The following is a 12,356-nucleotide window of genomic DNA, read 5'->3' as shown; positions in this document are numbered from 1 at the left end:
GAGTGTTGCCGAGCGCCTGATCGATGGCAACCGGAAAAAGGGCAATTAATTCAGCTCGAAAATTACACTTCTCCTGCACCCGCTTCACTGGCTAAGCTCAGGGCTCACGAATTCCCGTAGAGGTCTCACCATGCCGCAGCAATGGCCAGCCGCCGACATCGCCCGCTTGATCCTCGATGGCTTTGACGATTACCGCGAGCATTTCCGCCAGATCACCGACGGTGCCCGGGCCCGTTTCGAGCAGGCACTGTGGCAGGAGACGCAATCGGCGTCGGCGGCACGGATCAACCTTTACGAAGAGAAAGTCAGCGAAACCGTGGGGCGACTGCGCACTGCATTTGACGCTGACACCCTGGACGTCAGTTGCTGGCCGCTGGTGAAAAACGCCTACATCAGCCTGATCGACCTGCGCTTCGACGATGAATTGTCCGAGACCTGGTACAACTCGATTTTCTGCGGGCTGTTCAGCCATGACCTGATCAGCGATGGCTGCATGTTCATCCACACCACCCGGCCGAGCCTGCGCCGGGCCCGCGCCGCGCAAACCCGCACCTATAAACCCCAGGGCCAGTTGTCCAGCATGCTGGCGAGCATTTTTGCCGACTACCGGTTCAGCGAGGAGTTCGCCGACCTGCCCGGCGACCTGCGTCGCCTCGAAGCGCAATTGCGCGAGAACCTGCCGGACTGGGTCTGCAAGGACCCGGAGCTGAGTGTCGAACTGTTTTCCTCGGTGCTCTACCGCAACAAAGGCGCGTATTTGGTGGGGCGCATCTACACCGCCGATGAACAATGGCCACTGGCAATTCCGCTGCTGCACCGCGAAGGCCACGGCATTCAGATCGATGCGCTGATCACCGACGAGGCGGACGTGTCGATCATCTTCTCGTTCACCCGTTCGTATTTCATGGTCGATGTACCGGTGCCGGCGGAGTTCATCGGCTTCCTCAAACGCATCCTGCCGGGCAAGCACATCGCCGAGCTGTACACCTCGATCGGCTTCTACAAACACGGCAAGTCCGAGTTCTACCGGGCGTTGATCAATCACCTGGCCAACACCGACGATCAATTCATCATGGCCCCCGGCGTGCGCGGCATGGTGATGAGCGTGTTCACCCTGCCGGGGTTCAACACCGTATTCAAGATCATCAAGGACCGCTTCTCACCGTCGAAAAACGTCGACCGCGCCACGGTGATCGAGAAGTATCGCCTGGTGAAAAGCGTCGACCGCGTCGGGCGCATGGCCGATACGCAGGAGTTCGCCGACTTCCGTTTCCCGCTGAGCAAGTTCGACCCGGCGTGCCTGGAAGAACTGCTGGAGGTCGCGCCGTCCACGGTGTCGGTGGAAGGCGACACCGTGCTGATCCGTCACTGCTGGACCGAACGCCGCATGACGCCGCTGAACCTGTACCTGGAAAACGCCAACGAGGCGCAGGTCCGCGAAGCACTGGAAGATTATGGGCTGGCGATCAAGCAACTGGCGGCGGCGAACATCTTTCCCGGCGACATGCTGCTGAAGAATTTCGGCGTGACCCGTCACGGGCGCGTGGTGTTTTACGACTACGACGAAATCTGCTTCCTCACCGAAGCCAACTTCCGCCACATCCCGCAACCGCGCACGCCGGAAGACGAGATGGCGTCGGAGCCGTGGTATTCGATCGGGCCGCTGGATGTGTTTCCCGAAGAGTTCCCACCGTTCCTGTTTGCCGATTCGGGGCAGCGCAAATTGTTCGATCAACTGCATGGCGAGTTGTACAACGCCGATTACTGGAAAAGCCTGCAGGAAGCGATTCGGGCGGGGAAGGTGATTGATGTGTTTCCCTATCGCCGCAAAGGCCTGGATAACGAGTAACGTCTCAACCCCTTGTAGGAGCTGGCTTGCCAGCGATGACGGTCTGTCAGCCACCCATGAGCTGACTGTGACACTGCTATCGCCAGCAAGCCGGCTCCTACAAGGGATCTCGTTCGTCGTTCAAATCTGCGACAATCCGTACCCTGCGCCACTAGACGACTGAATTGCGTACCCGATGACCGACGAATCGCCCTCCATCGACAAACTGCTGAAAAACCTCGATCACGCCATGCTCGCCGACCGCCACCGGCTGCGGCGGCAGTTGCTTGAGCTGCGCAAGAAACCTGACGAGGCCAAACTGGCCCAATGGGTGGCGCGCATGCAGGCGTCTTGTGATCAGGTGCTGGCGCGCAAGGCCAGCCTGCCGGTGATTCGTTACGACGACAGCCTGCCAATCGCTGCCAAGCGCGACGAAATCAAAGACGCACTGCTCAAGCATCAGGTGCTGATCATCGCCGGCGAAACCGGCTCAGGTAAAACCACCCAGTTGCCGAAAATCTGCCTGGAAATCGGGCGCGGCCAGCACGGTTTGATCGGCCACACCCAGCCCCGCCGAATCGCCGCACGCAGCGTGGCCGCCCGGGTCGCCGAAGAGCTCGGCACGCCGTTGGGCGCGCTGGTCGGTTATCAGGTGCGGTTCGAGGATCAGAGCGATTCCAACACGCTGATCAAACTGATGACCGACGGCATCCTGCTGGCGGAAACCCAGAACGACCGGTATCTGGAACGCTACGACACGATCATCGTTGACGAAGCTCACGAACGCAGCCTAAACATCGACTTCCTGTTGGGTTACCTGAAAACCCTGCTGCCGCGCCGTCCGGACCTGAAAGTCATCATCACGTCGGCAACCATCGATCTTGAACGTTTCTCGAAGCACTTCGACGATGCACCGATTGTCGAAGTCTCCGGCCGTACCTTCCCGGTGGACACCTGGTATCGCCCGCTGACGCTTGAGCAGGACGAAGAGGGCAACCGTGTCGAGGACGACTTGACCGTGGATCAGGCGATCCTCGCTACCCTCGACGAAATCGCCGCCTATGAGCGCAGCGAGCGTCGCAGTCCCGGCGATGTGCTGGTGTTTTTGCCGGGCGAGCGCGAGATTCGCGACGCCGCCGACATGCTACGCAAGGCCCAGCTCAAACATACCGAAATCCTGCCGCTGTACGCGCGTTTGTCGCCGGCCGAACAGCAGCGGATTTTCCAGTCGCACCCTGGCCGTCGTGTGGTGCTGGCAACCAACGTCGCGGAAACCTCGCTGACCGTGCCGGGCATCCGCTACGTGATCGACAGCGGTACCGCGCGCATCAGCCGCTACAGCTACCGCGCCAAGGTCCAGCGCCTGCCCATCGAAGCGATTTCCCAGGCCAGCGCCAACCAGCGTAAGGGTCGATGTGGTCGGGTCGAGCCGGGCATTTGTGTACGCCTGTACAGCGAAGAAGATTTTCTTGGGCGCCCGGAATTTACCGATCCGGAAATCCTCCGTACCAACCTCGCCGCCGTTATTTTGCAAATGCTGCATCTGCGCCTCGGTGAAGTCACCGCGTTCCCGTTCATCGAACCGCCTGACGGCAAAGCGATCAGCGACGGCTACAACCTGTTGCAAGAACTCTCGGCGGTGGACCGCAACAGTCAGCTGACACCGCTCGGTCGTCAGTTGGCGCGCCTGCCGGTGGACCCGCGCATGGGTCGCATGCTGCTCGAAGCGGCCAAGCTCGGCAGCTTGCAGGAAGTGCTGATCGTCGCCAGCGCCATGTCGATCCAGGACCCGCGCGAGCGTCCGCCGGAGCGTCAGCAAGCGGCAGATCAGGCACACGCCCAATGGAAAGACGTCGACTCGGATTTCGCCGGGCTGGTCAATCTGTGGCGAGGTTTCGAAGAGCAGCGCCAGGCGCTGACGGCCAGTCCATTGCGTAACTGGTGCCGCAAGAATTTCCTCAATTACCTGCGCCTGCGCGAGTGGCGCGATTCCCACCGTCAGTTGAGCCTGATCTGCCGCGACATGCAGCTGAGCCTTAACAAAGAACCGGCGGATTATCCAAAACTGCACAAAGCGGTGCTGGTGGGCTTGCTCAGCCAGATCGGCCAGAAAACCGAGGACGGCGACTACCTCGGCGCGCGGCAGCGGCGCTTCTGGATTCACCCGTCGTCAGGCATCGGTAAAAAGCGCCCGCAGTGGCTGATGACCGCCGAACTGGTGGAAACCACCAAGCTCTACGCGCGCATGGTGGCGAAGATCGATGCCGACTGGATCGAACCGCTCGCCGGGCACCTGATCAAGAAAAACCACTTCGAACCCCATTGGGAGAAGAAGCGCGGGCAGGTTGTGGCGTTTGAGCAGATCACTTTGTTCGGGCTGATCGTGGTTGGGCGCCGACCGGTGCATTACGGCCCGGTCGACCTGGTGGTCTCTCGCGAATTGTTCATCCGCGAAGCATTGGTGCGGGGGGAAATCCAGTCCAAGGCCAAGTGCCTGACGGCCAACAAACAGCTGCTGGAACAACTCGACGAACTGGAAGCCAAGGCCCGTCGCCGCGACATTCTTGCCGACGAAGAAACCCTTTACGCCTTCTACGATGCGCGCCTGCCGGCGGAGATTCACCAGACTGCCACCTTCGACAGTTGGTATCGAATCAACAGCCAGAAGGATCCACAGCTGCTGATCATGCGCGAAGAAGACGTGCTGGCCCGCGAAGCCAGTGAAGTCACCGCCCAGCATTACCCGGACACCTTGCACATCGGCGATCTGGAATTGGCCCTGAGTTACCACTTCGAGCCGAACCATCCGCGCGACGGCGTCACCCTGCGCGTGCCGGCACCGTTGTTGCCGATGCTGCCTCCGGAGCGTCTGGAATGGCTGGTGCCGGGCGTCATCGAAGCCAAGTGCATTGCCTTGGTGCGCAACCTGCCCAAGGCCTTGCGCAAGAATTTCGTGCCAGTACCGGACTTCGTCAAAGCCGCGTTGCAGCGGATGACCTTCGCCGAAGGCTCGTTGCCTCAGGCGTTGGGCCGCGAGCTGCTGCGTATGACTGGCGCCCGCGTCAGCGATGAAGCTTGGGCCGAAGCAGCCCAACAGGTCGAAAGCCATTTGCGCATGAACCTGGAAATCGTCGACGCCCAGGGCAAGTTTCTAGGCGAAGGTCGCGATCTGGCGGAACTGACGGCGCGGTTCGCTGAAGCGAGCCAAGCCGCATTGGCCGTACCGCAAACCGCGAAGAGCCAGCAACCGGTCGAGCCGAAAGTGTTCGCCGCCGTGGCTGAGAAAACCCAGCAGAAGATCGCCGGGCTGTCGATGACGGTTTACCCGGCGCTGGTGGAAGAGGCCGGCACAGTCAAGGAAGGGCGTTTCTCGACCCCGGCCGAAGCCGAATTCCAGCACCGCCGCGCCTTGCAACGCTTGTTGATGCAACAACTGGCGGAACCGGCGAAATTCCTGCGCGGCAAGTTGCCGGGCCTGACCGAACTCGGTCTGCTGTACCGCGACCTTGGGCGCGTCGATGCGCTGGTGGAAGACATTCTGCTGGCCAGCCTCGACAGCTGCATTCTCGACGGCGAAGACCCGTTGCCCCGTGACGGCGCCGCATTGGCGTCCCTGGCCGAGCGCAAACGCGGCGCCTGGACCGAACACGCCGAGCGTCTGGCAAGGCTGACCCTGGACATCCTCAAGCTCTGGCACGGTCTGCAAAAGCGCTTCAAGGGCAAGATCGACCTGGCGCAAGCCGTGGCGCTCAACGACATCAAGCAGCAGCTCAGCCACTTGGTCTATCCGGGGTTTGTCCGGGAAACGCCGATGCAGTGGCTCAAGGAGTTGCCGCGCTATCTCAAAGCGGTCGAGCAACGTTTCGAGAAAATCGGCGCTCAGGTGCAGCGGGATCGGGTCTGGAGCGGCGAGTTGTCGGGCCTCTGGACGCAATACCAGACCCGCGCCAATAAACACGCCCAGGAAGGCAAGCGCGATCCGCAGCTGGAGTTGTATCGCTGGTGGCTGGAGGAATACCGGGTGTCGCTATTCGCCCAGCAATTGGGGACCAAGGTGCCGATCTCTGATAAGCGTTTGAGCAAGCAGTGGAGCCAGGTCGAACCCTGACATAGCCCCTGTAGGAGCCGGCTTGCTGGCGATGGCGTTCTTAAGGGCGCTATCGCCAGCAAGCCGGCTCCTACAGGTCCTTCATCCGCATTCCGAAACGCTGTTTCAGGTCGTGTCATCTCGCAAATAGGGGCCAAAACCCAAGGTTTATGGCAAACTTCGCGCCTATAAACGCCGGCCCCGCGGTTTTGAGCCTCTCACGGTTCGGGCGGTACGGAATAAAGCGATGCCAGGTTGGCTTTCCCGTCACGGGAACGAACCCTTTGTGTATTGGTACGTCGGTGCCAATGCTTTCTGCCTGAACAGATTAGAGACACGACCATGCATAACGTCGTCATCAGCGGCACCGGCCTGTACACCCCGGCCAACAGCATCTCCAACGAAGAGCTGGTGCAGTCTTTCAATACCTATGTGGCGCAATTCAACGCTGACAACGCAGACGCCATCGCGCGCGGCGAAGTCGAAGCATTGACCGAGTCCAGCGCAGCGTTTATCGAAAAAGCCTCTGGCATCAAGAGCCGTTTTGTCATGGACAAGGACGGCATCCTCGACCCGCAACGCATGGCGCCACGCCTACCGGAGCGCTCGAACGACGAATGGTCGGTACTTTGCCAGATGGCGATCGGCGCAGCTGAACAAGCCTTGCAACGCGCGGGCAAGACCGCCGCCGACATCGACGGCGTTATCGTCGCCTGCTCCAACCTGCAACGCGCCTACCCGGCCATTGCCATCGAAGTCCAGGAAGCGCTGGGCATCCAGGGTTTCGGTTTTGACATGAACGTGGCGTGCTCTTCGGCGACCTTCGGCATTCAGACTGCCGCCAACAGCATTCAACTGGGCCAGGCCAGGGCGATCCTGATGGTCAACCCGGAAGTCTGCACCGGTCACCTGAACTTCCGCGACCGCGACAGCCACTTCATCTTCGGCGACGCCGCGACTGCGGTGATCATCGAACGTGCCGACCTGGCGACGTCCAAGTACCAGTTCGGCATCGTCAGCACCAAGCTGCTGACCAAGTTCTCCAACAACATCCGCAACAACTTCGGCTTCCTCAACCGCGCGGCGGAAGAGGGCATCGGTACCAAGGACAAACTGTTCGTCCAGGAAGGCCGCAAGGTGTTCCGTGACGTGTGCCCGATGGTGGCCGAACTGGTCGCGACGCACCTGGAAGAGAACCAGCTCAACGTTGGCGACGTGAAGCGTTTCTGGCTGCATCAGGCCAACCTCAGCATGAACCATCTGATCGTCAAGAAACTGCTGGGCCGCGACGCCACCGAACAGGAAGCGCCGGTGATTCTCGACACCTACGCCAACACCAGTTCCGCCGGTTCGGTGATTGCATTTCACAAGAACCAGGACGACCTGCCAGCCGGTTCGCTGGCGGTGCTCAGTTCGTTCGGTGCCGGTTACTCGATTGGTAGCGTGATTCTGCGCAAGCGCTGAGTTAGCGGCCCAGCCGAAAACCTGTGGGAGCTAGCCTGGCGATAGCAGTGCGTCATTCAACATTGTTGTTGGTTGACCCACCGCTAACGCCAGCAGACAGCTCCCACGTTTGTTTCAGGTAGAAATTCAGGTCGCCACGTTCAGGTACTTGCCCACGCTCGCCACGTTGTCGAGCGAATATTGCTTAATCAGGTTGGCGATCATTCTGTTCAGGGCCTCGCTGGTGGTTGACTGAGCGGTAGCGCTGTCGCTGTTTTGCTCGCGTCCGGCTTGCAGGGCGGCCTTGAGTTCATCGCTGCTGACACCGCCGCTGCTGTCGCTATCGAGTACCTCGAGTAAGGCAGCGCTGGTGTCGCTGCTGGTCGATGAATCGCTGGCCTGCAATGCGCTGCTCAGCTCGGTGGCGCTGACGCTGCCGTCACTGTCGGCGTCGAGGCTGCTGAACAATTCGTCGCTGGACACCTGTTGTGGCGGTGGCGGTGGCGGGGGAGCCATGGCGGCCATCTCTTCGCTGCTCAGGTCGCCACTGTCGTCGCTGTCGAGGTCGTCGAAGTTTTTGCTCAGGCTGACCAGCAGGCCGTCATCGCTCTTCTGCGACAGCGCACTCTTGAGTTCATCCTGATCCACCGAACCGTCGGTGTTGGTATCCAGTTTGGCTAGCAGTTCTTTCTGGAACTGTTGCGAGCGGGCGCCGCTGGTTGAGGTGCTGCTGGTGCCGGTATAGCTCGTGTAATTGCTGACGCTACCAATCATTTGGGCTCACTCCTTGGAATGGAAAACCGGTGGGTGCACCGGCTTATGCAGCCTCAAGGGGTAAGTTGTCGTGGGTATGTGGGGTTTGTACCGAGTGGTACACATGCACAAAGGTCAGACCAACGCTTAGCCCTGTGGGAGCGAGCTTGCTCCCACAGGGGGACGCGGAGTCTTCAAGTGCGCGGGAGGCGGATGACCGCCGTTAACCCGCCGCCCGGCGTTTCTTCCAGGCTCAATCGCCCGTCCATTCGCTCCGCCGCTTCGCGGGCGATGGTCATGCCCAGACCGACGCCACCTGAATTGCGATTACGCGAACCCTCAAGGCGAAAGAACGGTTCAAACACCGCTTCACGCTGCTCAGCCGCAATCCCCGGGCCGTGGTCGATGACCCGGATGATCAGTTGTTCGCGATGGTCTTCCAGAGTAATCAGCGCCTGCCCGGCATAACGCAGTGCGTTATCCAGCAAGTTGTTGACGCACGACCGCAACGCCATCGGCTGCACTTGCAGCGGCGCGCAATGGCCGGTGGCCTGCACGTCGGCACCCTGGTCCTGGGCGTTTTCGCTCAAGGACTCAACCAGCGCCTGCACATCCATCCACTGCGGTTGCTCGCTGGTGCGCTGCTCGTGCAGATAGGTCAAGGTGGCGTCGAGCATGCTGATCATGTCATCCAGATCCTGGCGCATCTGGCCCTGCAACTTGTCGTCGTCGATCTGCTCCAGCCGCAGCTTAAGCCGCGACAGCGGCGTGCGCAGGTCATGGGAGACCGCGCCGAGCATCCGCGAACGTTGCTGCACCTGCTCGATGATGCGCCGCTGCATCTTGTTGAACGTGTGCGCGGCTTGTCGCGCCTCACGCGGGCCGGACTCTTCCAGCGGTGGGCTGTCGAGGTTTTCGCTCAGGCGCTCGGCGGCGTCACTCAGGCGCTGGATCGGCCGGCTCAGCAGTTTGGCGCCGTACCAGGCAGCAATGATCAGCGAGATCAGTTGAAAGGTCAGCGGCACCAACGGCCCGCCGAACCATGGCCGTGGTGGGCGGTTTTCAAAGCGCGGATCGGGTGCCGGGCGCTCTCCGTCAAAGTCCTCGGAAAACTCCGGCGGCGGAGGAGGCGGTGGCGGGCCGTAATAGTGAAACCAGGCAAATGCCAACACGTGCGCCAGGATAATCGCCACCAACAACACGCCAAACAGGCGGCCGAACAGCGTATCGAAGCGCCCGCGCATCAGCCGATGTCTCGGGCGTCGAACAGGTAACCCTCGCCGCGCACGGTTTTGATCAACTGCGGGGCTTTCGGGTCATCACCGAGTTTTTGCCTCAGACGAGAGACCAGCAGATCGATGCTGCGATCGAAGGCTTCGATCGAACGACCGCGGGCAGCATCCAGCAACTGTTCGCGGCTCAGCACCCGGCGCGGACGTTCGATAAACACCCAAAGCAGACGGAATTCGGCGTTGGACAGCGGCACCACCAGGCCATCGGCGGCGATCAACTGGCGCAACACGCTGTTCAGACGCCAGTTGTCGAAACGGATGTTCGCCCGTTGTTCGGTGCGGTCATCACGGACCCGACGCAGGATGGTCTGGATGCGCGCCACCAGTTCGCGTGGCTCGAACGGCTTGGCCATATAGTCGTCGGCGCCCAGCTCCAGGCCGATGATCCGGTCGGTGGGTTCGCAGCGGGCGGTGAGCATCAGGATCGGGATGTCCGACTCGGCGCGCAGCCAGCGGCACAGCGACAGACCGTCTTCGCCGGGCAGCATCAGGTCGAGTACCACCACATCGAAGTGCTCGGCTTGCAGGGCAACGCGCATGGCGGCGCCATCGGTGACGCCGCTGGCGTGAATGTTGAAGCGGGCCAGGTAGTCGATCATCAGTTCGCGGATCGGGACGTCATCGTCGACGATCAAGGCGCGAATGCTCCAGCGCTTGTCGTCGCCGGGCGCTTTTTGATCGTCGTTCACAGGAGCGAGGGTGTTGTGCATGCGTGCGTTCATCTGCCAGGTAGGCTGCCAACCACAAAGATAGGCTGCGAGGTTGTGGCTTCAGCATAGGCGTCCGGCCCGGAGGCGGGAAGTGCTGTAAGGACGTGTTGCGGCTGCCGAGGGTAGCGGGAAAGGGTGTTGTGGGCGTGTCGGGTCTGTACCGAACTCGACACAATTGCGCCAGCGGCTAGTCTTGCCTGGGCATTCTCGACGATTTACCGATCATCGGGTCCCGCAGCCGCGCTGGTTCCGCTACAATGCGCGCCGATTTCGACTTGCCTGAGAGCCCACTCATGTCCGCCTGCCAGACTCCTATCATCGTCGCCCTGGATTTCCCCACCCGTGACGCCGCACTGAAGCTGGCCGATCAGTTGGACCCGAAGCTGTGCCGGGTCAAAGTCGGTAAAGAACTGTTCACCAGCTGCGCCTCGGAAATCGTCGGCACCCTGCGTGACAAGGGGTTCGAAGTATTCCTGGACCTCAAGTTCCACGACATCCCGAACACCACCGCCATGGCCGTGAAGGCAGCTGCAGAGATGGGCGTGTGGATGGTCAACGTGCACTGCTCCGGTGGTCTGCGCATGATGGCGGCGTGCCGTGAAGTGCTGGACAAGCGCAGTGGTCCGCAACCGCTGTTGATCGGCGTGACCGTGCTGACCAGCATGGAGCGAGAAGACCTGGCGGGTATTGGTCTGGATATCGAGCCGCAAGAGCAGGTATTGCGCTTGGCCGCACTGGCGGAAAAGGCCGGGATGGACGGTCTGGTGTGCTCGGCCCTGGAAGCCCAGGCCCTGAAATCGGCGCACCCGTCGCTGCAATTGGTCACCCCGGGGATTCGTCCGGCGGGCAGCGCCCAGGACGATCAGCGCCGCATCCTGACCCCGCGTCAGGCGCTGGATGCCGGTTCCGACTACCTGGTGATCGGTCGTCCGATCAGCCAGGCGGCTGATCCGGCCAAGGCGTTGGCTTCCGTAGTCGCCGAACTGGCCTGAGATATTTTGTAGGAGCCGGCTTGCTGGCGATAGCCTCACCACGGTTCACCTGAACCACCGCGGTGATGCCATCGCCAGCAAGCCGGCTCCTACAGGTTGGGGTTAAACCTTCAACACCAACTTGCCGAAATTCTCCCCGCTGAACAACTTCATCAGCGTCTCCGGGAACGTCTCCAGCCCTTCGACAATGTCTTCCTTGCTCTTGAGCTGACCCTTGGCCATCCAGCCGGCCATCTCCTGCCCGGCGGCGGCGAACTGAGCGGCGTAGTCCATCACCACGAAGCCTTCCATGCGCGCGCGGTTGACCAGCAGCGACAGGTAGTTGGCCGGGCCTTTGACCGCTTCCTTGTTGTTGTACTGGCTGATGGCGCCGCAGATCACCACCCGCGCCTTCATGTTCAAGCGGCTCAGCACCGCGTCGAGAATATCGCCACCGACGTTATCGAAATACACGTCAACGCCTTTCGGGCATTCACGCTTGAGGCCGGCAATCACGTCTTCGTTCTTGTAGTCGATGACGCCGTCGAAGCCCAGTTCATCGATCAGGAACTTGCACTTGTCCGCGCCGCCCGCGATGCCAACCACCCGGCAGCCCTTGATCTTGGCGATTTGCCCGGCAATGCTGCCCACCGCGCCTGCCGCACCCGACAACACCACGGTCTCACCGGCCTTGGGGGCGCCGACGTCGAGCAGGGCGAAATAAGCGGTCATGCCAGTCATGCCCAGTGCGGACAGATAACGCGGCAGCGGTGCCAGATTCGGATCGACCTTGTAGAAACCGCGCGGCTCGCCGAGGAAATAATCTTGCACACCCAGCGCACCGTTGACGTAGTCCCCGACCGCAAAACCAGGATTGTTGGAAGCCACGACTTTTCCTACACCTAACGCGCGCATCACCTCGCCGAGGCCGACCGGCGGGATGTAGGACTTGCCCTCGTTCATCCAGCCACGCATGGCCGGGTCCAGGGACAGGTATTCGTTTTTGACCAGAATCTGATTCGCCGCCGGCTCGCCGACCGGCACTTCCTGATAAGTGAATGTCTCGCGGGTTGCTGCGCCCACGGGACGTTTGGCGAGCAGGAATTGGCGATTGGCCTGGTTAGTCATGACTGGCACTCAAGATGAATGAAGCCTTGTTGATAGCCCTTCATCGGCGATGCCGCAAGTTTGGCTGATGCGGCGAATGCAGGCTGATCCAGTGCAGTGATAGTTGTTACGGCAGTTTCATCACTGCAACTCATGGGCCCCCAA

General features: G+C 61.1%; 8 protein-coding genes. 4 read left to right on the top strand and 4 right to left on the bottom strand.

Features of this window, described 5'->3' with window-relative positions; translation table 11 throughout:
* The first annotated feature begins 130 nt into the window (after positions 1-130).
* From aceK to ABVN21_RS16480, 3 genes are all read left to right on the top strand, one after another.
* Positions 131-1,849: a bifunctional isocitrate dehydrogenase kinase/phosphatase gene (aceK, locus tag ABVN21_RS16490; RefSeq protein ID WP_339554206.1), complete on the top strand. Its 1,719-nt coding sequence runs from the start codon at positions 131-133 to the stop codon at positions 1,847-1,849.
* 175 nt (positions 1,850-2,024) lie between these two features.
* Positions 2,025-5,936 carry an ATP-dependent RNA helicase HrpA gene (hrpA, locus tag ABVN21_RS16485; RefSeq protein WP_339554207.1) on the top strand — a complete coding sequence of 1,304 codons (3,912 nt, stop codon included), beginning with the start codon at positions 2,025-2,027 and terminating at the stop codon, positions 5,934-5,936.
* A gap of 321 nt (positions 5,937-6,257) precedes the next feature.
* Positions 6,258-7,379, top strand: coding sequence for a beta-ketoacyl-ACP synthase III (locus ABVN21_RS16480; RefSeq protein ID WP_339555599.1), 1,122 nt, complete (start codon positions 6,258-6,260; stop codon positions 7,377-7,379).
* 126 nt (positions 7,380-7,505) lie between these two features.
* Here the strand turns inward: ABVN21_RS16480 and xopAW are convergent, their stop codons facing one another.
* From xopAW to ABVN21_RS16465, 3 genes are all read right to left on the bottom strand, one after another.
* Positions 7,506-8,132, bottom strand: coding sequence for a XopAW family type III secretion system calcium-binding effector (gene xopAW / locus ABVN21_RS16475; protein ID WP_339555600.1), 627 nt, complete (start codon positions 8,130-8,132; stop codon positions 7,506-7,508).
* Positions 8,133-8,305: 173 nt separating this feature from the next.
* The gene (locus ABVN21_RS16470; RefSeq protein WP_339555601.1) at positions 8,306-9,355 is read right to left on the bottom strand and encodes a HAMP domain-containing sensor histidine kinase; all 1,050 of its coding nucleotides are present in this window, start codon (positions 9,353-9,355) and stop codon (positions 8,306-8,308) included.
* Positions 9,355-10,113: a response regulator gene (locus ABVN21_RS16465; RefSeq protein WP_339555602.1), complete on the bottom strand. Its 759-nt coding sequence runs from the start codon at positions 10,111-10,113 to the stop codon at positions 9,355-9,357. Before ABVN21_RS16465 ends, ABVN21_RS16470 begins: the two co-directional genes overlap by 1 nt.
* A gap of 293 nt (positions 10,114-10,406) precedes the next feature.
* Here ABVN21_RS16465 and pyrF point away from each other — a divergent pair, with 293 nt between their 5' ends.
* Positions 10,407-11,105, top strand: a complete 699-nt coding sequence (gene pyrF, locus ABVN21_RS16460; protein ID WP_172668695.1) for an orotidine-5'-phosphate decarboxylase — start codon at positions 10,407-10,409, stop codon at positions 11,103-11,105.
* 102 nt (positions 11,106-11,207) lie between these two features.
* Here the strand turns inward: pyrF and ABVN21_RS16455 are convergent, their stop codons facing one another.
* Positions 11,208-12,212 carry an NADP-dependent oxidoreductase gene (locus ABVN21_RS16455; RefSeq protein ID WP_339555603.1) on the bottom strand — a complete coding sequence of 335 codons (1,005 nt, stop codon included), beginning with the start codon at positions 12,210-12,212 and terminating at the stop codon, positions 11,208-11,210.
* Between the last annotated feature and the right edge of the window lie 144 nt (positions 12,213-12,356).

The organism is Pseudomonas sp. MYb327 (assembly GCF_040438925.1).
Classification (GTDB): Bacteria; Pseudomonadota; Gammaproteobacteria; order Pseudomonadales; family Pseudomonadaceae; genus Aquipseudomonas.
The sequence above is the reverse complement of the archived record's forward strand: the minus strand, read 5'-3'. Positions and strand labels throughout refer to the sequence as shown.